Here is a 20,873-nt window from a genome sequence, read left to right as displayed (position 1 = left end):
TAACTATTGCTATAAATTAGTTATACATTAAACCTTAGCCGCAAAATATTTAAGCAGGAGCAGACACGATGTCGAATATGCAGCTGGATACCTTAAGACGCATCGTCCAAGAGATTAATGCGTCCGCCAGCCTGCATGAATCTTTAGACATTATGGTCAAGCAAGTGGCTGAGGCCATGCATGTCGATGTCTGCTCGATTTACCTGCTGGACGAACGCAACCACCGCTACCTGCTCATGGCCTCGAAAGGCCTGAACCCTGAATCGGTCGGCAATGTCTCTTTGCACACCAGCGAGGGCCTGGTCGGCTTGGTCGGCCAGCGCGAGGAAATCGTCAACCTCGACAATGCGCCAAAACATGAACGCTTCATGTATTTCCCTGAAACAGGCGAAGAACTTTATAATTCATTCCTTGGCGTGCCGGTTATGTACCGCCGCAAAGTCATGGGCGTGCTTGTCGTTCAAAACAAAGAGCCGCAAGACTTCAGCGAAGCCGCAGAGTCATTTCTGGTCACGCTGTGCGCGCAGCTCTCTGGCGTGATCGCGCATGCGCATGCGGTCGGCAATATTGATGTCTTCCGCAAGCCAAGCAATCTGCCGGCCTATAAAACCTTCCAAGGGGTTTCCGGTTCCGGCGGCATTGCCCTCGGCCGCGCTGTGATTCTGTATCCTCCAGCCGATTTAGCTGCCGTGCCTGACCGCGAAGCGGATGACATCAGTGAAGAACTGGAGCTGCTGGACAATGCACTGGCATCCGTGCGTCAAGAGATTCAGTCTCTAGATGATAAAATGCAGGATGCTTTGATGGCTGAAGAGCGCGCCTTGTTCAGCGTGTTCCTGCGCATGCTGGATGAAAATGCCCTGCCAGCCGAAATTAAAAGCGAAATCCGCGATGGCAACTGGGCGCAAGGCGCTGTGCGCATTGTCATAGATAAGCACATTGCCTTATTTGCGCAGATGGAAGATGACTATCTGCGTGAACGCGTCTCGGATCTGAAAGATTTAGGCCGCCGCATTTTAGCGTTTTTACAGGAAGCTGACGCCAGCCACCGAGAGATTACCAATGAAAGCATTCTCATTGGCGATGATATTTCCACCGCGGCGCTGGTCGAACTGCCTGTCGATAAAATTGCGGCCATTGTCACCACCGAAGGCGCGATGAACTCGCATATGGTGATTGTGGCGCGTGCACTCGGCATTCCAACGGTGGTCGGGGTCACTGAGCTGCCGATCAATACGCTGGATGATGTGGAAATGATTGTCGATGCGCACCAAGGCCGCGTCTTTATCAATCCGCCGCGCCGCCTGCGCAGCCGATACAAAGAAATTCAAAAAGAAGAAGAATTGCTGGCCAAAGACCTCAAGCAGTACGAAACCAAAGATTCCATTACCCCGGATGGCGTTGCCGTTAAACTGTATGTCAATACCGGCTTAATGATTGATGTGGTGCGCGGCGTGCAGCGCGGCGCTAAAGGGGTCGGGCTGTACCGCTCAGAAATTCCATTCATGCTGCGTGACCGTTTTCCGGGCGAAGAAGAACAGCGCCTGATTTACCGCCAGCAGCTGAGCCATTTTGCCAACAAGCCGGTGGTGATGCGCACCCTCGATATTGGCGCAGACAAAGACCTGCCGTATTTCTCGATTGAGGAAGAAAACTCGGCGCTCGGCTGGCGCGGCATCCGCTTCACGCTGGATCATCCTGAAATTTTTTCTTCGCAAATCCGCGCTATGCTGAAAGCCAGCATCGGTCTGAACAACCTGCATATTTTATTGCCGATGGTGACCAGCGTCAGTGAAGTCGAGGAAGCGTTATATTTGCTCGACCGCGACTGGCAAGCCGTGCAGGAAGAAGAGCAAGTCAAAATCACCAAGCCGAAAATCGGCATTATGGTGGAAGTGCCGAGCATTCTGCTGCAGATTGAGGAATTTTCTGAGCTGGTCGATTTCTTCTCTGTCGGCTCCAACGATTTGACCCAATACCTGCTGGCGGTCGACCGTAACAATCCGCGGGTCGCCAATGTCTATTCGCATCTGCATCCAGCAGTGCTGCGCGCGCTGACACGCCTGGTCAAAGAGTGCCATAAATATGATAAGCCCGTCAGCATTTGCGGGGAAATGGCGGGAGATCCGCTGTCTGCCATTCTGCTGATGGCGATGGGCTTTAATACCCTGTCGATGAGTTCAAGCAACATTCTGCGGGTGCGCAAAGCCATTTGCCATGTGCCGATGAGCGATGCGCAAGAGCTGCTGGAGCATGTGCTGAAAACGAATAATCCGCTGATGGTGAAAAGCTGGATGGAATATTATTTTAAGACCCACGGTCTCGGCGATATGGTGAAGGCGTCCACGCGGGTGGTCAGCGCCTGATCCTGCTGTGGGCAGCCTGCTATTAACGCTGCATCGGCATGGACAAGATGACAAATCCTGACCGCGCATGAACTTAAGGCTTGCCGCCTGTTGAGGAGGTATGTATGGATTTCATTTTATTTCTGCTCTTTGCTGGCATTATTTTTATCATCAGCAATAAACCGTTTAAGCGGGCCAAGGCACACGCTCAAGCTGGGCGCCATCAGCCGATTCCAAACCGGGCGCCGCAAAATATACCGCAGCAGGACTCAGTGCAGCATAACCAGCCGAAGCCGCCGGCCCATAGGCAGCCTGCTGTTGACAGCGCGCTTCACTCACCTTCTCGGCCCAGCGCGCCAGTGCTGCTCGGCATTGAGATTACCCCCATACAGCAGCGCCGTTTAGGAAAAAATGATCCCTCGGTCTTGGCGGCCAACCGCGCCAAACAGCGCTATGCGCACTCCGGCGCACCTTCATTTTTGGATAAAATTGGACAGCAGATTGAAAAAGCAGCCCAGCAAATGGATGCCGCAGCACAGCCGCAAAAAAGCTCAGGAAAGGAATTTAAAAAAGAAGATTTAAACAAGTTATTCAATAATTTATTCAGCAATAAGAAATAAACGCGCCAGCCTTTATGCCGCCATTAAAAAAGGGAGATAATCATTTGAGTATCTCCCTTTTTTGTGCTTGCTGTAGCCGCGTTTTACATCTTTCTTTCGATCTACAAAAGTCTGGCTTTTGTTAAAATCGTTCATGTGCTTTGCCACAAAGTTGCGAACTTCAACTTCTGGCAGGGCTTTTTTCTTCGCCATTTCGCCGCTCTCTTTTCAGTTTAGGCATCTGGTTGATGCAGTGCCTATATTGGGCTATTTTGCATAAATTACAAGCAGATTAATACGAGTTTGAGATAAAAAGTTATTTTCGATCTTTAAATTTTGCTGAGATAAAATCCATCCAAACCTAAAAACGTCAATCAAAAATATAAAAATAAGGATCGGGATAACAACAGTTTATTGACCAAAAAACTAGTTTTCTTACAAACACTTTCAACAAAATACAAAATTATTAAATATTTTCAATCATTTAAATTTGCTTTAATTTTAAAACACATATACATTGTATATACATTTTTAATCATCGCCTTTGGGCGATAGATACGTTATGGCTGAATTACCCAAAAAGACCAAGGTGAATAAAAAAGATGGCCAACTCTTGATTCGCATTAACAGTGCTGAGCGGGATGAATTTGTCCAGCTCTGCGACATGCTGGACACCAGTGCAGCGCGTGAATTAAGAAAATTTATCCGTAGTTTTATCAAAAAACATCAGCCAGCGGATACTCAAACAAAGGAGTAACATGATGTCAAAGCAAGTTAAATCTTTAAAGAAAAAAATCAAAGCGCGTTTGGATAAGATTTCAAAACACGAAAGTAAATTGAAAAAACTCCAAAAAAAGCTGAAAAAACAAAAGTAATTTCGATTACACCGTTCAAGCTTGAGCTTTAACTCAAGCCGTTTCGGAAAAAAGAAGGCCAGCCAACACATGCTGGCCTTCTTTGATTTTAGAGATGAAAACTTAGCTGCCTCTACTGTCCTTTTCTTTTTAGAAGAACTAGAAAGAGGCAAAGCTAAATCCAATAAATACTCTCCTTTCAGAGGATGAAAATACGACTTCGCAAAGAGAAAGGTCTAGTCCGAAGCCAATGCTCGCTCCAATAATCGCTCCACATCCACCTGCTGAGCTGCAATCATCCCCACCACACGGCCATGAAAAGCACTGTAACGCGTTTGAATAAACGCAGCCGCCACAAATTCAGGCGCATAACGTTTTAATAAAACGGCTTGTGCCAAAATCGTTAAACGGCTGACCAAGCTGCGCCCCATAAACTGTAAGTCATCTGGCGATTGCTGAAACAACGTAAATAAACTTTGCAGTTCCTGTTTCAAGGTGTCATCCTCCAGCGCGGTCGAGGCCAAATCTTTAAACAACACCTCTATTGATTCAGGATCACGCGCAATCGCGCGCAGCACATCCAGACACATGACATTGCCTGAACCTTCCCAAATGGTATTCACTGGCGCTTCTTTAAAAATGCGCGCCATGATGCCGTTATCGACATAGCCATTGCCGCCAAAAACCTCCATGCTTTCGCCGCTCAATTCCACCGCGCGTTTGCAAATCCAGAATTTTGAAGCCGGCGTCATCATGCGTTTCCATGCCACAGACAGCGCATCATCTTGTGCATAGCACTGTGCCAAATGGAAACTGAGCTGAGTGGCGGCTTCACTTTCCAAAGCTAGGTCTACCAGTACAGCTTGCATTAACGGCTGTTCTGCCAAATGTTTGCCAAAAGCTTTGCGCTGGCGGGTATAGGCAATGCATTGCACCAAGGCTTGACGCAACATCGCGCTTGAACCCACAGAACAGGTTAAACGGGTGTAATTCGCCATTTCAATAATGGTCGGGATGCCGCGTCCCGCCTCGCCAATCATGATGCCCCACGCCTCTTTAAATTCGACTTCGGAACTGGAGTTACTGCGGTTGCCAACTTTGTCTTTAAGACGCTGGATCTGAATAGTGTTCTTGCTGCCATCCTCCAGCCAGCGCGGGACAAAGAAGCAGGCCAAACCATCCTGCCCAGTTTTCGCCACCACCAAATGCGCATCACACATCGGCGCAGAAAAAAACCATTTATGCCCTGTCAGTAAATAGGCTTTGCCACGGCCTGACTCAGCGACTGGAATCGCCAGTGTTTCATTGGCACGCACATCGGAACCGCCCTGCTTTTCGGTCATGCCCATGCCAAGCCAAATCGATTTTTTCTGCGCAATCGGCACATCACGTTCATCATATTCGGTCGAGAGCAGCTTATCGCCGATTTTGGCCCACAGTTCAGGTTCACGCTGAATCAGCGGAATACTGCCCAAAGTCATGGAGTTTGGACACAGATTGCCGCATTCAACCTGCCCCGCCAAGTAAAAACGTGCGGCCCAATCGACCCATTTTGCTGGTGATTTAGCATGATTAAAAGGATAAGCATGGCTATCAAACTGGCGGTTTAGGCCCATCCATTTGTGCCAAGCCGGATGAAACTCAATAAAGTCTCTACGGCGGCCGCGCGCATCAAAAACATGCAATATTGGTGTGTGCTGATTGGCAAGCTCAGCATATTCATAATATTCCTTTGAGCCTGCTGCTTGCCCCATCGCAGACAGCTTGACCTGATCCTGACTGCCGCAGCGCGCTAAAATTTCTTTCAGTACCGTGTCGGTTTCAAACAAGTTGTAATCTTGTTTTTCATCAAATTGATTGCTGATTTCATGTGTTTGCCAATGCTGTGCTGTGTTCATCCTAAACGCTCATCTTGTTGTTTTATCCAATTGCATTCAGTATAGAAGAAAATGGGAGCATGGATGTTCGGATTATTTTTATGGCTTTGGCAGCGATTAATGTACGGCGTAAACCTCGTCAATCAAGGGCCCGCATCACGCAGGAAGCGCTGATGGAAAGTTTTGTTCGGCTTTTGCATGCGCATCCTGCGAATAAAATCACCATTCGGGAAATCACCGACTTGGCTGGGGTCGGTTTAGGCACTTTTTATGAGTATTTTTCCAAGAAGGAAGATTTGATTGCGCTGACCATTTTTATGCAGGTCAAGCAGCATGCCGAACAGATGCAAAGTTATGCACAATCGCAGCTTGAGTTATCCACAGATGTGGACTTCTCTGCTTATTTACAGCGCATGATTCATTTTCAAGTTGAACAGGTCAAAGCGCAGCAATTTTTATGGGCGCAGGCTTTTTTGCTGGAACGGCAGATTTCAAGTATTGAGATTTATCAGAAAAGTTATGCCATGATGCTGCAGATGTGGCAGAACATCCTCACGCCATTCCTTGCTGATGACATGCAGCGGCAGCGGATGGGTTTAAAGATGCAGCGGATCTGTTATGGCTTTATTTCACAGACTTTGCTGACCGAGCCTGATTTTAAGGATTGGCAGACACTGGAAGCTGATTTGATTTCAGTGATTGAACCGAGCCATGAATTATCTCGACATTAAGATCATAAATTATTGGTTCTAAACATAATTATACTTTCACCGCAAACCACATAAAAATGTAGAGATTCTACAAATCTGCAACTCAATATGCCGTTCTTTCATTCTATAGTGAAATAAGATTGTTTAAAAAATAATCGCATACCTGTCAAATGGAGAACATCATATGAGCACCATGAAAGCAGCGGTAGTGACTGAATTTAATCAGCCGCTCAAAATACAACAAGTCGAAATTCCTAAAATCAGTCCAGGTAAAGTCTTAGTCAAAATTATTGCCACAGGTGTATGCCATACCGACCTGCATGCCGTACATGGGGACTGGCCGGTTAAGCCGACTTTGCCGTTTATTCCGGGGCATGAAGGCGTCGGTGAAGTGATTGAAGTGGGCGCTGGGATCGAACATCTGAAAAAAGGAGATATTGTCGGCGTGCCTTGGCTGTATTCAGCGTGCGGGCATTGTGATCATTGCTATGCCGGATGGGAAACGCTCTGCAAGCAGCAGCAAAATTCGGGTTATTCCGTGAATGGCAGCTTTGCAGAATATTGCCTGGCGGACGGCAACTATGTGGGCATCATTCCTGAAGGGGTCGATCTGCTTGAAATCGCGCCGATTCTCTGTGCCGGTGTCACCGTGTATAAAGGCCTGAAGATGACAGAAGCCAAAACCGGCGATTGGGTGGCTATTTCCGGCATTGGCGGTTTGGGGCATGTCGCTGTGCAATATGCGAAAACAATGGGCTTTAATGTGCTGGCCATTGATGTCGATGACTCAAAACTGGAGCTCGCCAAAAATTTAGGGGCTGATGTGACCGTGAATGCCCTGAAAACCGATGTCAAAGAAGCCGTATTAAAGGCGACAGGCGAAGGATGCCATGGCGTATTGGTGACAGCTGTTTCTCCGAAAGCATTTGAACAAGCCGTGTCCATTGTCCGCCGCGGCGGCACCATGGTGCTGAATGGCTTGCCGCCGGGAACCTTTGACTTGTCCATTTTTGATATGGTGCTGGAAGGCATTACCGTCCGCGGCTCTATTGTCGGTACGCGCCTCGATTTAAAAGAAGCGCTGGATATTGCCGCCCGAGGCAAAGTCAAAGCCCATATTCATGTTGAGCCGCTGAGCAATATCAATGATATTTTCGAACGCATGGAGCACGGTAAAATTGATGGCCGCATTGTGATCGATATGCGGCTTTAGACGGCAGAACTCGCATCAGCCCAGCGTTATTTCCTGCTGAGCTCAAGCGGCTTTTCATGCATTTTCAGCAATTCAAAAAAACCGCCCTTAGGCGGTTTTTTTACATATCAGATCAATTATTTAACATCAAACCGGTCTGCATTCATGACTTTCGTCCATGCCGCCGCAAAGTCTTTTACAAACTTTTCTTTGTTGTCATCTTGCGCATACACTTCTGCATAAGAGCGCAGAATGGAGTTCGAACCGAATACCAAGTCTACGCGGGTCGCGGTGTACTTTTCTGCGCCTGATGCACGCTCAACAATGCTGTACGCGTTTTTGCCTGTCGGCTTCCAGCTGTAAGCCATATCGGTCAAAGTCACAAAGAAGTCATTGCTTAACACGCCAACGCGGTCCGTAAATACACCATGCTTCGAACCGCCGAAGTTCGCGCCCAGCACACGCATTCCGCCCACCAGCACGGTCATTTCCGGCGCAGTCAAGCCCAGCAATTGCGCGCGGTCCAGCAGCATTTCTTCCGGATGCGCAGCATAATCCTGCTTCACAAAGTTGCGGAAGCCATCCGCTTTAGGCTCCAGGTCTTCAAATGAATACACATCTGTCTGTTCTTGAAGCGCATCGCCGCGCCCTGCTGTAAATGGCACATTGATGTTCACGCCTGCCGCTTTCGCAGCTTGCTCAACAGCTGCCGTACCGCCCAAGACAATCAGATCGGCAATGCTGACTTTTTTCGCAAGGCCGGCTTGAATCTCTTCAAGTTTCGCCAAGACTTTCGCTAAACGCGCAGGCTCATTGCCCGCCCAGTCTTTTTGCGGCGCAAGGCGGATACGCGCGCCGTTTGCGCCGCCGCGGTAGTCTGAGCCGCGGAATGTGCGCGCGCTGTCCCACGCTGTTGCAATCAGCTCAGCTGAACTTAAACCGCTGTTTAAAAGCTTCACTTTCAGCTCTGCAACTTCCGCATCCGATAAGGTGTAATCGACTGCTGGAATCGGGTCTTGCCAAATTAAATCTTCAGCAGGAACATCTGCGCCTAAATAGCGGGATTTTGGCCCCATGTCGCGGTGGGTCAATTTAAACCAGCCGCGGGCAAAGGCATCCGCCAATTTGTCAGGGTTGTGATAGAAATCTTCTGCAATTTTGCGGTAGACCGGATCAAATTTCAGCGCCATATCGGCATCAGTCATCATCGGATTGCGGCGGACATTAGGATTGTGCGCATCAACAGGCTTGTCTTCTTCCTTAATGTTGATCGGCTCCCATTGTTTCGCGCCCGCAGGGCTGAGCGTTTTTTCCCACTCATACGTCAGCAGCAAATACAGGAATTCATTGTCCCATTTGGTTGGGTGCGTGGTCCACGCGCCTTCCAAACCGCTGACCATGGTATTGCCCGCGTTGCCTGCGCCTTCCGAGTTATGCCAGCCTAAGCCTTGAAACTCAACATCTGCGCTTTCAACATCTGCACCGAGGTTTTCCGCCTTGCCATTGCCATGCGCCTTGCCTACAGTATGGCCGCCAATGGTCAGCGCGGCCGTTTCTTCATCATCCATCCCCATGCGGTCAAAGGTCACGCGCATATCTTGCGCTGTGCGCAGAGGATCCTGCACGCCATCGACACCTTCAGGGTTGACATAAATCAGCCCCATTTGCACGGCAGCCAGCGGATTTTCCAAAGACGAACGGTCGGCATCACTGGAGTAGCGCTCTTTCGTCGGCGCAAGCCATTCGCGCTCTTCGCCCCAGTAAACATCTTTTTCCGGCGCCCAGATATCGGTCCGTCCGCCGCCAAAGCCGAAAGTTTTCAAGCCTGCAACATCATAGGCGACTGTGCCGGCGAGGACGATTAAATCGCCCCAAGAAATTTTGTTGCCGTATTTGCGTTTGATCGGCCACAGCAAACGGCGGCCTTTATCTGTATTGACGTTATCCGGCCAGCTGTTCAATGGTGCAAAGCGCTGATTGCCGGTATTGGCGCCGCCGCGGCCATCCTGTTTCCGGTAAGAGCCAGCCAAGTGCCATGCAGTACGCACGAACATGCCAATGTAGCTGCCATAATCAGATGGCCACCAGTCTTGGCTGCTGTTGATTAAATCCCGCAGATCCCGCTTCACTGCTTCTAAATCCAAGGACTTGAATGCTTCTGCATAATCAAAGTCAGGATCCATCGGATTCACTTTTTTATCGTGCTGAGAAAGAATGTCGAGGTTTAGCGCATTGGGCCACCAGTCTGCATTGCTGGTGCTGGCCGAACTGGTTTGCCCGCCCGCTTGGTGAAATGGGCAACCGGATGCTTGTGAATTCTGTGTCATTTTAAAGCTCCAAATCAATTATGAAGTAAATGGGCTGAACCGTTTAAATATCTATATTTCATAATTAACTTAGCTGGTTTTGATGACAATATGAAGCAGCTTTTACGAATGTAAACAATCGGATATTCCAATTTTATGGTTTTAAAATGAACTGTTTATTCAAGAAACCTTAATTTTATTATGGAATTGATTCCATTCCTGTTTTGGAGGATGCCCTGCTTGATGAATGACTTGCTGAATCTGCCGCTGCGCCTGACCCAGCGGAGCTTGGCCGCGCTTTGGATTTATCAAGGGCTGGTGCCGAAAATATTGTTTCCTGCAGCGGATGAACTGCGCATTTAGCAGCTGCAAGGCTTCAGCGGATCTGCCTCCATTGGCTGATGCACGGTTCAAGCGCCGCTGAGATTCTATTTGACTGCCTCTTGTTGCTGTTAATGCATGCAAAATAGCGGCATGATCTGAATATCGCAGGCAAGGCTGTGCTGAGCCTGCTCATTTTAATTGTGCAGCCGGCCTGCTTTATCCAGGCCCTCAATCCCTTGGTCATGAATGCGGCGATGGCTGTGTGTCCACCAGCGCAATTCAGCTGCTCAAGCTGCGCGAATACAGTTGGCTATACCGTCAAGCGCTTGCCTTCACGGATGCAGATAAACGGGCTCATTAATTTTGAGGATTTGCTCCGCGCTTTCTGCAAATCTTCTTCCGGCTGTTCACGGCTTTCATCGGTCAGCTGGAACGTCCGGTAATGAATCGCCAAGGAGCATTTCGCATGCAGATCTTTATGCGCTTGAAAAGCTTCTTCTGGGTTCATGTGCAGATAGCGCATCAGCAGCCGCGGCTCATAGGCGCCGATCGGCAGCAAGGCAATGCGCGGCGCGCCAAATTTAGCGTAAATTTCTTTAAAATGCGGGGAATAGCCGGTATCGCCGGCAAAGAAACAATGGTCTGTGCCATTCAGCACCGAAAACCCGCCCCACAATGCGCGGTTTTGATCGCGCATGCCGCGCCCGGAACCATGCTGCGCCGGGGTATAAACCAGTTTCAAATCGCCCAGCAAAGCCGACTGCCACCAATCCAATTCATACACCTGAAAATGCTCCGGCAGGTAATAGCTGTTGCCCAGCCCAGTATAAATCGGCATGGCAAAACGCTCATGCAGCCAATTCAAGGTGTTTAAATCCATATGGTCATAATGATTATGGCTCAGCAGCACGGCATGAATGTCTGGAAGCTCTTCCAGCGCGATGCCGGCCGGACAGGCCCGCCGCGGTCCGCGGCCTTGGCTTGGCCCAGCGTATTCCGCCCAGACCGGGTCGGTCAGCAGGTTATAGGGGCCAATTTGGATCAGCACCGTGGCATGGCCCACAAACCAGATTTGCCAATCATCCAGCTTGGCATTCGGGCGGTTTTGCGGCAAAGAACGCGAGGATTGCGCAAACTGCTGGTATTCTTGCTTGCGGTCCACATTCCATGTTGATGAGCGGCGCTTCAGCATCCATTTAATAAAATTAGAACGCTTATGGCTTTCAGGCGGGCGCAGCGCATTCAAAAAATGCTCGCCGTTAAAATGCTCTGAGGCCAGATAATCAAATACAGGCTGGCGCCAGACATGAGGCCAGCATGCCTGTGCCGGCAGTTGAAAATGCTTGTGTTCCGAATCTTGCTTCATGGACATTCAAAGTTCTTCAAAAATTTTTAGCAAAACAATATCTGCGGAATTGCATCAGCAGAATTCAGTGCGGCTGTTCATCCAAACGGCCTTTCATTCTTTGCTGCCACACCTGCAGGGATTGAGGTTTGACAAAGAGTGCCACAATTTCAGGATGAATCTGTTTAATTTGTGATTCAATTCGATTCACACAGGCCTCGATTTCATCCGAGCTGAGATGGTCTTTAAACTCCAAGCTCAGCGATGCGATCACCTGATGCGCACCGATCTGCTCCGTCAGCACGCCATTGGCGGAAAGGATTACGTCATCCTGCTGCGCAATCCTCAGCACATTGCTGCGCAGCTGAGGATCTGCAGTTTCCCCCATCAGCAAGCCTTTGGTTTCACGCGCCAGCAAAAAAGCTGAAATGGCTAAAACCGCACCGATCATGACAGATGCTACACCATCCAGCACAGGCATATTCAGCGCATGCGCCAAATAAATCCCGATTAAGGCGATAAATAGACCGATCAGCGCAGCTGTATCTTCAAACAGCACGGTAAAAGTCGTCGGGTCTTTGCTGCGCCGGAAGGCTTTAAAGTAACTCTGCTGGCCTTTGGCTTTGCGAAAAGCCTTGAGCGCCAGAAACCATGATGTGCCTTCACACAGCATGGCAAAGGCTAAAACCGCATAGTTCACTGCAGGGTTCAGCATTTCTTCAGGATGGCGGATGTGCTGCACACCCTGATAGATTGAAACGATTGCGCCTAAGGCGAAGACCAGCAGCGAAACAATAAAGGCCCAGAAATACAGTTCACGGCCATAGCCAAAAGGATGCCGTGCGTTCGCCGGCTGCTGAGACTGATTCATGCCGTACAGCAGCAGGATTTCGTTCAGCGTATCCACCACCGAATGCACGGCCTCGCTCAGCATGGCGGAGCTGTTGGTGATATACGCAGCCGCGAACTTGACCAAGGCGATCGCCAAATTCCCCATTAAGGCTGCATACACAACGGCTTTATTGGTATTCGACATGGAATGCGGTCCTGAAAGTGCGGCTGAACATGATCATCAGCGGCCTGCATGTATCAGCTGCTGCATTATTCCATATTAATCAAGGCATCATTTTGCTTAAGTTTATTTTTTGTTTTATTTCAATCTCTTTTTGCACATTTTCATAACGCAGGCGGGAGGCTGTTTCAGCCTTAATGACTGTCTCCGCATTATGCAAGGTTCCATGTGGAACATGGATTCATCTGTCCGCAGGATAAGCGCCCTTCATCCGCTGGCTGGCAAATGCGCATAAAAAAGAGAAGCGCCGCTTCTCTTTTGACTGAGTGTTTATCTTCTGGCTTTGGCAAAGTATTGCACACGCCATTCTTTCCAGAAATACATCACAATACCCAGCATCACCACGGCAATCCCTATCACCGCATTAGGGCTAATATGTTCATGATTTAAGGTCGCACCCAGCATCAAAGCAATCACAGGAGTCATCACATTGCTTAAAGACACCGTGGACGCGGCCAAACGCTTGATCAGCCAGAAATAGCACAGCATTGCCACAATCGACGACAAAATCATGGTGAACACAAAGCCAAGCATCGCACGGCCGCTCGGCATCGCTGTGGGGAAATGCTGCCAAATGAAGGGAATAATCAAAAGCGAACCTAACGCCGAAACAATCAGAGAACCTGTGGCTTGCGACATCGGTTTCAGCGGCGCATTAATCTGTTTGACCCAGAAAATAGAGCTGATATAGGAGACCATGCTGATCAACATCAGGACAATGCCAATCGGATTGCCTTTGCTGTCGGCAGAATCGGCAAAGACAAAGGTCAGCCCGCCCACAGCAATCGCCATACCCAGCCATTGCAGGCCAATCAGCTTTTGAGTTTTCAGAATCACATGACCAATCAGGCCAGCAATCAAGGGCGAAAAGCCGAAAATCAGCGCCATCAAGCCTGAAGTGAGATAGTTGGCCGCCAAATAAATAAACAGCTGCGCACCGATCAGATTTAAACTGCCCGCCACATAGCTTTTAAACGATACTGCATCAAAGGGCAAAGGATCACGCATAAGTTTCAAGAGGAACAACGCAATGATCGATGCGCCAAAGTAACGGATAATCAGCACCCACATCGGATGCACTTCCGCCACACTCCACACAATCGCCAGCGGTGTGGCCGCCCAAATCAGCACCAAAAGCGCATAGATACTTGCCGTGACCATCATGGAGGATGAATTTGAGTTCATAAACTGCTCAATAAAAATGTATTAGAAAGAATCGAACCAAATTTATGTTCAAATCCGCAATCAACAATACTGATGGCGGCATGGATGCCGCCACAGTGCAAGGAGATAAGACTACTCCTAAATGATCAATAATCTCCCCTAACCCCTCTTTAAAAAGAGGGGGAAACAATCCAAACAAAATCTGCTCTTCACAAAGACAGCTCCCTCCTTTGAAAAAGGAGGGTTGGGGAGGATTAAAATAACTGTTGAACAGATCAACATTCGCTTTAGCTGTATCCATTAAATACAACAAATGCTGTATGCCTACGATGATATAAAACAAAGCATAAAAAAGCAGACCCACGTTACCGCAAGTCTGCCCTTCTGAGACATTCAGCTTATTTAACGAGTTTACGTAAATCTTGGCTTAAATCTAAATATTTATCTGCTTCAAATGCTGCATTCTTACTGATCAATTTTTTCAAATGACGCATCTCTTTGGCCGCATTCACAGTAATACCGCCCACGATGACACCATCCGTCACACCAAATAAAACAAATGATGATTCAGCACGCTGCTCAGCATTCATCTCACCGCGCGCAATCCATTCCGCTGCGCCCATATCACCAACAAATTGATAGTTGATACTCAACTGATCGGTCCAGAACCATGCTGGATTTGGAGTTGGATGCTCAACACCCATCACATGACGCGCAAAGATGCCCGCTTGTAAGTTAGCATTTTCCCAAGTTTCGACACGGCGATGATTACCGCAGTCACGAAGCTGAGTCGCTACATCGCCCGCTGCATAGATGTCAGCATGTGAAGTTTGGCAGTCTTCGTTGACCTTAATGGCACAGTCCACTGCTAGCCCAGCATCCGCAGCAAGCTGCATATTTGGCACAATACCAATACCGTAAATTACCGCATCAGCACGAAGTTCTTCACCGCTTTCCAGCGTGATCACCACTTCTTCGCCATCTAACTTGCAGTCTGCAATCGCAGTAGAAAGACGAACATCAACACCCGCAAGACGTTGCTGCGCCAATAAAAATTCACTCAATACACGCGGAGATGAACGGCCCATCACCATTGAACCCATTTCAATCACGGTCACTTCACAGTCTTTAGAGCGTGCTGAAGATGCAAGCTCAAGACCAATCACACCACCACCAATAAGCACCAAACGGCGGCCCGGCTGTAATACCGGAACCAAGGCTTGAGAATCTTCAAGGTTGCGTAGTGTATAAACGTGTTTGCCGAGTGCATCGAAGTTCGGTAAACGGCGCGCTGCACCACCGGTTGCCAGCAGCAACTTGTCAAATGCAACCGTTTCGCCATTTTTCAGTTCAACAGTTTTCGAGTCTACGTTGATTTTCACCACGCCATTACCGCGAATATGTTCAACACCCAAATCTGCCAGTTTTTCTTCTGACAAAATTTCGATCTTGGTTTCTTCAGGCTTTAAAATCACGTCTTTAGACAAAGGCGGACGTTCATAAGGAAGATGTGTTTCATCACCCACCAAAATGATTTTGCCTTCATACTTGTTCGCACGGAGTTCTAAAATGGCGCTAGCACCAGCTTGACCAGCACCAACAATAACGATGGTTTCGATACCATTTTGGCTCATGGGTTTGTTCCTTATTTCAATTCTGCAGATACGATACCAAAGCCCGCAATCCACTCACTAATATCTTCGTAGCAATGTGTTGTCATTGCATATTCACCGACTTCATGCAAGGCAGCAAAGGCAGCCATCCACGAACGCACTTCTTGACCGCCGCGACCGCCCTCGACACGGATTTCAGCTTCAGTCATCGCTTCAATCGTAGCAAAGTCTGCTTGGGCAAATGTTTCGAGTAATGCACGGTCCCATTCTGGGTTAAGCGGTACAGCAACAGATGTATCACCTGCAGCGAGTTTTTGACCCACGGCAATAATCTTGGACTGACGGTTGCTGCGCGATTCTGCACTTGGGTTACGACCCGCAATCAGGAATTCTTCCACTTCTGGCGGTACTGAACCCATTTGCGGTGTCGGTGGATCATGCGATAGACCGCCTGTACCCAAGACAAGTACGCGTTCATTTTCCAAGTTCAATGACTTGATGAACTGACCGACTGCACGGCCCAAAGCTACAGTACGCTTGGTGGTTGGCATCGGTGCAGCTGCACCATTGATAAAAATTGGAATGGTTGGATAACGGTCAAGCTGACCACCACACAAGAAATGTAAAGGCTGAGTGACCCCATGGTCTGCTTGCATACGGTATGAGTACGCCACATCAACGCCTTCATCCAGCACACGGCGCACTAAGTTCACGGCTGTTTCTTCAGGCACATTAATGTGGTTGTTGTCTTTACCGTAGTCCCAGTCACCTGCTGCTTTGGCACGAATACCGACGCAGAAGCTTGGCATCAAGTCATAGAAGAAGCCATTAAAATGGTCTGGACCAAAGGTGATGATCAATGTGGGATTGTAATCTGCAACATCTTGCGCAAGTTTGGCAAAAGTTTCGCGAACTTTGTCCTCTTTGTATTTCTCTTGCGGAGAAGCAAATTCCATTAAGGGGCTGTGCGATGCACAAATAAGTTTAACGGCCATGGGTGACTCCTAAACGGAAGGCAGCCAAAATGGCTGCCGAGTAAGTTCTTTACGTTTTGGCGAATTTAGATCTCGTCAAAGAAGCCCGCACGCGGTTGACGTAAACCACGGATACCGAGACCGCATTCCGCGTTAATTAAAACACCGGTCAGTGGACGGTTGTTCTGACGAGAAGCCAAAAGTACGTAAGAACCAGTCATATCTTCAGGTTCTGGCAAGAAGCCAAGCGGCATGCCGCGTCCAATTTTTTCAGGATCACGGGCATCAAGCAGCCCCAGATTTTCCTGACCTAAAGACGCAGCGCCTTTGATGTTGACATTCATACCGGACGGCGCAACTGCGTTCACTCGTACTTTAGGCGCAAGCTCATAGGCCAATTCTTTCATCACGCCGACCCCTGCATGCTTAGATGCAGTATATATAGGGCCTCCGCCTGCAGAGTACAGTGCGGAATTAGACAAAGTAAATATGATAGAACCTTCAGAAGCGATCAATGCATCGAGCGCCGCTTTGGCACCAAGAATCAGCGACTTGGTGTTAATACCCATGATTTCATCAAAGGCTTTTTCCAGCTGCTCACCCGAAGTGTTGACGATATCGGCATAATGATCCCAGATACCGGCGTTTCCGACAAAACAGTCGAGCTTGCCAAAACGCTCCACCGTCGCATTGACAGCACGGACGTTGTCTTCATAGCTGGCTACATCCCCTTCGATCGCAAGCACTTTGCCACCGAAGTGTTCATTTAAGGCATCCACTTTTTCTTTTGAACGCTGAAGAACCGCAACTTGTGCGCCCTCTTCAAGGAAACGTTCAACCAGTGCCCAGCCTAAGCCTGAACCACCGCCAGTAATAAGTGCAACTTCGCCTTGCAGCCAACCCATGATTACTCTCCTGCCATCTCTACGTATAAAGCACCATCTTCAACAATCACTGGGAATGTTTTGATCGGATCTGTTGCTGGCAAGCATAATGCTTGTCCAGTTTTCAAACAGAAACGCGCTGAATGAAGTGGGCATTCCACTGTACCGTCATCTTCAAGGTAGCCTTCAGACATAGAAGCATTGCCATGTGAACAACGGTCGTTCATGGCGAAGAATTCTCCGCCATTGTTGAATACTGCAAGCGCTTCAATACCATTCACGCCGCAATCTACTTTCAATGCATCGCCTTCGTCTAAGTCATCGACTTGGCAAACAAAAATCTTATTCATTAGAAGAACACGCTCAGGTTATGTGAGTTGTAAGTCACCTGATCAAGGGTAATCTTACGGTTGAAGATTTGGAAACCTTGCTCAGTCTCGACTTTACGGATCTTGTCGTGACGCTTGCCGCAGTAGATGGTGACATCTTTTTCTTTCTGGGTGCGGTACAACAAGTACGTTACGTAAACGTCGTATTCACCTGCAACTTCAGTCGCTTCAACAATCACATTGGAAACCATGTGTGTTGTACGTGAAGGAGGCTCTTCAGCCCAAGCCATGCCTGTTTCTAAACGAGCTACACGGCGTTCCAGCAAATCTTTGGTATCGTTAAATACCCAAGTGGTTGGCGGCTCAATCGAACGGCGGCGGTCACGGGTTTGAGCGTTTGGCGTGGTGCGCAAGGTATAAGAAATATCTTCCCCTAGCACATCCAGCCATTCGCGGAATTTCCAATCGTCCAGCAATTTTGCTTCGCGATAGAGGAACTGACTGATTTGATGCTGAAGTTCTAAACTGATCTGACTCATTTCACAAGCTCCTTCTCATATTCGTCAGCGGCTTTTTCCACGTCTTCCCATTTTTCATGGATCAATAAATCTGCCCAGCGGCGGTACATGCCGCGCGCTGCGGTTTCAGAGAAAATATAGTTGGTAATCCCAGGAATACCATCTTCACGCAATTTCTCGTTGCCTTTACCCATTTCCATAATGAGCTGGTTTTTACGGGCTTTGTAGCCGCGTAAAACTTTTTGGATCTCAATCCAGTTTTCAGAGTCATCTTGCTCTAGGAAACCAGCTGGACCGAATGCACGGGTAGCAGAACGTTCAAATGCTTCTTTCACTTCTTGCGATGCTTCCGCGTCGGCAATACAGAATGCCCACACTTCAGTTTTGTTTGGACCACGCGGGTGCCATACGCGAAGTGTTGCTGTACCGTTCAACCAAGACAAAGTTGGGAACATGGTGTTGTGACCGGCAAGACGTAAAGCACGAACTTCGCCTAAACGCTCTTTTACTTCTTCATAAGTTTCACGGAAGTAATTGGCAACCTCACCGTCTACCCACACGTTCGCATCTGGTTTTTCAGTAAAGAAGAAACCTGAACCGTGACCGCGTGAACCGTATTGGATTGCGTCTTTCGCCGTTTCCCATACTGGACGTGCTGTTTGCGCAGCGCCGAGTTTTTTCGATGATTCATCATCCGGTTTCGCGCCCAAAACTTGGATCGCAGAAGCGTGAGAGAACAATGCGTGGTATTGGTCAGAAGCGAACTGTTCCGCTGCAAATTTCCAGTTACACTCGATTTCCCACTTGTGTACACCACCAATGATTTCAGTACCGCCTGGACGACGGTCAAGAACGCCATCTAAGTACCAAGCGATATCGCCCATGTATTCTTCAAGGTCAGGCGTAGTTTCATCCCAGCAGCCGAAAACCAAGCCTTTGTAAGATTTAACGCGGTTCACTTCCACCAGGCCCCATTGCTCTTTGCAAGCACCTTGCGGGAACGCGCGGTCTTCAAGCGGGATATCTTTTAAAGAACCGTCAATACCGTAAGACCAGCCGTGGTACGGGCAAGTGAATGCGCGGGTATTGCCGCAGTCTGCAAAGCTGACGCGCATAGAACGGTGACGGCATTGGTTTAAGAATGCTTTGATTGAGCCGTCTTTTTGACGCGCCACGATGATTGGATCTTCACCCATATAGGTATTGAAAAAATCACCTGCTTTAGGAATTTGGCTTTCATGGCAAAGGAACAGCCAAGTACGGCCGAACACACGTTCAAGCTCTAATTCATATAGATCTGGATCGGTATAGATGGATGGCGAGATACGTCCATTTTGCGCATCGACTAAAGCGTCGATTTCGCGAACATCAATTTTTCCACTCATGAAAGCTCTCCTGCGACAACCGTGGGGTCACAAACAAATAGACTCAACTTTTCAACGATGATGGATTTTTGGCAGGTTTTGGGGAAATATTTTTTTTGTTTTAATTAATAGGTTTCAGAACTTATTAGCATAGTTATCATTTATATTAAAACACCGATGCAAGACGCCTAACCATTTATTTTCTAAATATCAAAATAAGCTTCACGCTATAGTTGATTATAGATTATACTGCTCTCAACTTATAGTAAGACATTTTTTGGATTACTCCTAGGCAGAATATATGGAATTACGACACCTGCGCTACTTCATTACGGTTGCTGAAGAACTGAACTTCAGCAAAGCTGCGCTTAAACTTTATACCGCTCAACCTTCCCTCAGTCAGCAAATCAAAGACCTTGAAGAGGATGTCGGCGTCAAATTATTGCACCGCACGAAGCGTAAGGTCGAACTGACTGAAGAAGGCGCCGTATTCCTTGAACAAGCGCGCTTAACGCTGGCGCAAGCAGACAAAGCTGTCGCGATGGCGCGCCAAGTGTCGCAAGCCAAACAGCAGATGCTGCGCATCGGCTTTGTGCCTGTGGCTGAGATGAAAATCTTCCCTTATGTCTTGCCGAATCTGCGCGTGCAGAACCCAGACCTGAAGATTGAACTGCTCAGCCTGAACAACGTCGATCAGATGAAATTGCTGAAAAAAGGTGAACTGGACGTCACTTTTACCCGCCATAATTTCCATAATGACGAAATTGAAAGCCAATTTGTGCTGCGTGAACCTTTAATCTTTATTTTGCCGAAAGACCACCCGCTGGCAAAATATGAGCGCATTCCAGTTAAAGCATTGAATGGAATAGATTTTATTATCCCTGCTGCAGAACAGTCTCTGACCCTGCACACCGCTATTTTAGATTTTGCTAAAGCCAACAATATTGAATTCAATATTGTGCAGAAAGCGGACAATATTCTGTTCAACATCAACTCGATTGGCATGGGCTTAGGCTGTACGATTTTGCCGGGCTATATCGCCCCGCTGACCATGAGCAATACGGTCATCCGCCCGCTGGATATCGAACTGCCTTACTTGGATTTATATGTCAGCTACCGCAAAAACAGCACGTCCGCAGCGGTCAACAAATTCATCGAATTGCTGACCAAGGTCTTTTATTTAAATATTGCCCGCGATCAGGATTAAACGCCTTCAGCCGCAATCATGCGCTGATCTCTAAAAGCGCCATCATTCATTTTGAAAATGATGGCGCTTTTTTTCGCCAGAAATTGTACTTTTTTAGACCGCACGCAACTTAAGTCTTACACTATTTATCAATCAGCAGCGCCGGCTTCATGGGAAATAACTTATAAGATTTAGTTTATAAATTCATAATCTATTT

Annotated in this window: 18 protein-coding genes; 6 read left to right on the top strand and 12 right to left on the bottom strand. The window is 48.1% G+C overall.

The window, feature by feature from the left end; all coding sequences use genetic code 11:
- Positions 1-68 precede the first annotated feature (68 nt).
- On the top strand, positions 69-2,366 hold the full coding sequence (gene ptsP, locus ACE3T3_RS07135) for a phosphoenolpyruvate--protein phosphotransferase (protein ID WP_374665422.1): 2,298 nt from the start codon (positions 69-71) through the stop codon (positions 2,364-2,366).
- 104 nt (positions 2,367-2,470) lie between these two features.
- Positions 2,471-2,965 carry a hypothetical protein gene (locus tag ACE3T3_RS07130; RefSeq protein ID WP_374665420.1) on the top strand — a complete coding sequence of 165 codons (495 nt, stop codon included), beginning with the start codon at positions 2,471-2,473 and terminating at the stop codon, positions 2,963-2,965.
- Between the two features lie 12 nt (positions 2,966-2,977).
- Here ACE3T3_RS07130 and ACE3T3_RS07125 read toward each other — a convergent pair whose 3' ends face one another.
- Positions 2,978-3,157 carry a hypothetical protein gene (locus ACE3T3_RS07125; RefSeq protein WP_374665418.1) on the bottom strand — a complete coding sequence of 60 codons (180 nt, stop codon included), beginning with the start codon at positions 3,155-3,157 and terminating at the stop codon, positions 2,978-2,980.
- 349 nt (positions 3,158-3,506) lie between these two features.
- Here ACE3T3_RS07125 and ACE3T3_RS07120 point away from each other — a divergent pair, with 349 nt between their 5' ends.
- Positions 3,507-3,701 carry a hypothetical protein gene (locus ACE3T3_RS07120; RefSeq protein ID WP_374665416.1) on the top strand — a complete coding sequence of 65 codons (195 nt, stop codon included), beginning with the start codon at positions 3,507-3,509 and terminating at the stop codon, positions 3,699-3,701.
- A 333-nt stretch (positions 3,702-4,034) separates the two neighbouring features.
- On the opposite strand, the gene ACE3T3_RS07115 is transcribed toward ACE3T3_RS07120, so the two are convergent.
- Positions 4,035-5,696 carry an acyl-CoA dehydrogenase family protein gene (locus ACE3T3_RS07115; protein ID WP_374665414.1) on the bottom strand — a complete coding sequence of 554 codons (1,662 nt, stop codon included), beginning with the start codon at positions 5,694-5,696 and terminating at the stop codon, positions 4,035-4,037.
- 80 nt (positions 5,697-5,776) lie between these two features.
- Here ACE3T3_RS07115 and ACE3T3_RS07110 point away from each other — a divergent pair, with 80 nt between their 5' ends.
- Both ACE3T3_RS07110 and adhP read left to right on the top strand, forming a co-directional pair.
- Positions 5,777-6,406, top strand: a complete 630-nt coding sequence (locus tag ACE3T3_RS07110; RefSeq protein WP_374665579.1) for a TetR/AcrR family transcriptional regulator — start codon at positions 5,777-5,779, stop codon at positions 6,404-6,406.
- A gap of 163 nt (positions 6,407-6,569) precedes the next feature.
- Positions 6,570-7,598 (top strand): alcohol dehydrogenase AdhP, encoded by a 1,029-nt coding sequence (gene adhP / locus ACE3T3_RS07105; RefSeq protein WP_374665412.1) that lies wholly within the window; start codon positions 6,570-6,572, stop codon positions 7,596-7,598.
- 116 nt (positions 7,599-7,714) lie between these two features.
- On the opposite strand, the gene katG is transcribed toward adhP, so the two are convergent.
- The 10 genes from katG to hcaE all read right to left on the bottom strand — a co-directional run bounded on the left by katG (position 7,715) and on the right by hcaE (position 19,491).
- Positions 7,715-9,904 (bottom strand): catalase/peroxidase HPI, encoded by a 2,190-nt coding sequence (katG, locus tag ACE3T3_RS07100; RefSeq protein ID WP_374665410.1) that lies wholly within the window; start codon positions 9,902-9,904, stop codon positions 7,715-7,717.
- A gap of 613 nt (positions 9,905-10,517) precedes the next feature.
- Complete coding sequence (locus tag ACE3T3_RS07095; protein ID WP_374665408.1) at positions 10,518-11,573, bottom strand: MBL fold metallo-hydrolase; 1,056 nt, start codon at positions 11,571-11,573, stop codon at positions 10,518-10,520.
- A 64-nt stretch (positions 11,574-11,637) separates the two neighbouring features.
- Complete coding sequence (locus tag ACE3T3_RS07090; protein ID WP_374665406.1) at positions 11,638-12,588, bottom strand: cation diffusion facilitator family transporter; 951 nt, start codon at positions 12,586-12,588, stop codon at positions 11,638-11,640.
- Positions 12,589-12,894: 306 nt separating this feature from the next.
- The gene (locus tag ACE3T3_RS07085; RefSeq protein ID WP_374665405.1) at positions 12,895-13,809 is read right to left on the bottom strand and encodes a DMT family transporter; all 915 of its coding nucleotides are present in this window, start codon (positions 13,807-13,809) and stop codon (positions 12,895-12,897) included.
- A gap of 377 nt (positions 13,810-14,186) precedes the next feature.
- Positions 14,187-15,422: a 3-phenylpropionate/cinnamic acid dioxygenase ferredoxin--NAD(+) reductase subunit gene (hcaD, locus tag ACE3T3_RS07080; protein WP_374665403.1), complete on the bottom strand. Its 1,236-nt coding sequence runs from the start codon at positions 15,420-15,422 to the stop codon at positions 14,187-14,189.
- Between the two features lie 11 nt (positions 15,423-15,433).
- Positions 15,434-16,396, bottom strand: coding sequence for a 3-carboxyethylcatechol 2,3-dioxygenase (locus tag ACE3T3_RS07075; protein ID WP_374665401.1), 963 nt, complete (start codon positions 16,394-16,396; stop codon positions 15,434-15,436).
- A 65-nt stretch (positions 16,397-16,461) separates the two neighbouring features.
- A complete protein-coding gene (gene hcaB, locus ACE3T3_RS07070; RefSeq protein ID WP_374665399.1) occupies positions 16,462-17,280 on the bottom strand; it encodes a 3-phenylpropionate-dihydrodiol/cinnamic acid-dihydrodiol dehydrogenase in 819 nt (272 codons plus the stop codon).
- A gap of 2 nt (positions 17,281-17,282) precedes the next feature.
- Positions 17,283-17,609, bottom strand: coding sequence for a 3-phenylpropionate/cinnamic acid dioxygenase ferredoxin subunit (gene hcaC, locus ACE3T3_RS07065; RefSeq protein WP_078189742.1), 327 nt, complete (start codon positions 17,607-17,609; stop codon positions 17,283-17,285).
- On the bottom strand, positions 17,609-18,127 hold the full coding sequence (gene hcaF / locus ACE3T3_RS07060; protein ID WP_374665397.1) for a 3-phenylpropionate/cinnamic acid dioxygenase subunit beta: 519 nt from the start codon (positions 18,125-18,127) through the stop codon (positions 17,609-17,611). Before hcaF ends, hcaC begins: the two co-directional genes overlap by 1 nt.
- Positions 18,124-19,491: a 3-phenylpropionate/cinnamic acid dioxygenase subunit alpha gene (gene hcaE, locus ACE3T3_RS07055; protein ID WP_374665395.1), complete on the bottom strand. Its 1,368-nt coding sequence runs from the start codon at positions 19,489-19,491 to the stop codon at positions 18,124-18,126. The genes hcaF and hcaE overlap by 4 nt, the downstream gene beginning before the upstream one ends.
- A gap of 280 nt (positions 19,492-19,771) precedes the next feature.
- Here hcaE and hcaR point away from each other — a divergent pair, with 280 nt between their 5' ends.
- Positions 19,772-20,677, top strand: coding sequence for a DNA-binding transcriptional regulator HcaR (hcaR, locus tag ACE3T3_RS07050; protein WP_374665393.1), 906 nt, complete (start codon positions 19,772-19,774; stop codon positions 20,675-20,677).
- The last annotated feature ends 196 nt before the right edge of the window (positions 20,678-20,873 follow it).

This window comes from Acinetobacter sp. (assembly GCF_041919735.1).
Taxonomy (GTDB): Bacteria; Pseudomonadota; Gammaproteobacteria; order Pseudomonadales; family Moraxellaceae; genus Acinetobacter.
The sequence above is the reverse complement of the archived record's forward strand: the minus strand, read 5'-3'. Positions and strand labels throughout refer to the sequence as shown.

Bases quoted from the DNA above. Each gene is read 5' to 3' on its own strand.
- hcaD (WP_374665403.1), bottom strand. From the start codon at position 15,422: ATGAGCCAAAATGGTATCGAAACCATCGTTATTGTTGGTGCTGGTCAA.
- ACE3T3_RS07090 (WP_374665406.1), bottom strand. From the start codon at position 12,588: ATGTCGAATACCAATAAAGCCGTTGTGTATGCAGCCTTAATGGGGAAT.
- ACE3T3_RS07085 (WP_374665405.1), bottom strand. From the start codon at position 13,809: ATGAACTCAAATTCATCCTCCATGATGGTCACGGCAAGTATCTATGCG.
- katG (WP_374665410.1), bottom strand. From the start codon at position 9,904: ATGACACAGAATTCACAAGCATCCGGTTGCCCATTTCACCAAGCGGGC.
- hcaE (WP_374665395.1), bottom strand. From the start codon at position 19,491: ATGAGTGGAAAAATTGATGTTCGCGAAATCGACGCTTTAGTCGATGCG.
- adhP (WP_374665412.1), top strand. From the start codon at position 6,570: ATGAGCACCATGAAAGCAGCGGTAGTGACTGAATTTAATCAGCCGCTC.
- hcaC (WP_078189742.1), bottom strand. From the start codon at position 17,609: ATGAATAAGATTTTTGTTTGCCAAGTCGATGACTTAGACGAAGGCGAT.
- ACE3T3_RS07110 (WP_374665579.1), top strand. From the start codon at position 5,777: ATGGCTTTGGCAGCGATTAATGTACGGCGTAAACCTCGTCAATCAAGG.
- ACE3T3_RS07095 (WP_374665408.1), bottom strand. From the start codon at position 11,573: ATGAAGCAAGATTCGGAACACAAGCATTTTCAACTGCCGGCACAGGCA.
- ACE3T3_RS07130 (WP_374665420.1), top strand. From the start codon at position 2,471: ATGGATTTCATTTTATTTCTGCTCTTTGCTGGCATTATTTTTATCATC.
- ACE3T3_RS07120 (WP_374665416.1), top strand. From the start codon at position 3,507: ATGGCTGAATTACCCAAAAAGACCAAGGTGAATAAAAAAGATGGCCAA.
- ACE3T3_RS07125 (WP_374665418.1), bottom strand. From the start codon at position 3,157: ATGGCGAAGAAAAAAGCCCTGCCAGAAGTTGAAGTTCGCAACTTTGTG.
- ACE3T3_RS07075 (WP_374665401.1), bottom strand. From the start codon at position 16,396: ATGGCCGTTAAACTTATTTGTGCATCGCACAGCCCCTTAATGGAATTT.
- ptsP (WP_374665422.1), top strand. From the start codon at position 69: ATGTCGAATATGCAGCTGGATACCTTAAGACGCATCGTCCAAGAGATT.
- hcaB (WP_374665399.1), bottom strand. From the start codon at position 17,280: ATGGGTTGGCTGCAAGGCGAAGTTGCACTTATTACTGGCGGTGGTTCA.
- hcaR (WP_374665393.1), top strand. From the start codon at position 19,772: ATGGAATTACGACACCTGCGCTACTTCATTACGGTTGCTGAAGAACTG.
- hcaF (WP_374665397.1), bottom strand. From the start codon at position 18,127: ATGAGTCAGATCAGTTTAGAACTTCAGCATCAAATCAGTCAGTTCCTC.
- ACE3T3_RS07115 (WP_374665414.1), bottom strand. From the start codon at position 5,696: ATGAACACAGCACAGCATTGGCAAACACATGAAATCAGCAATCAATTT.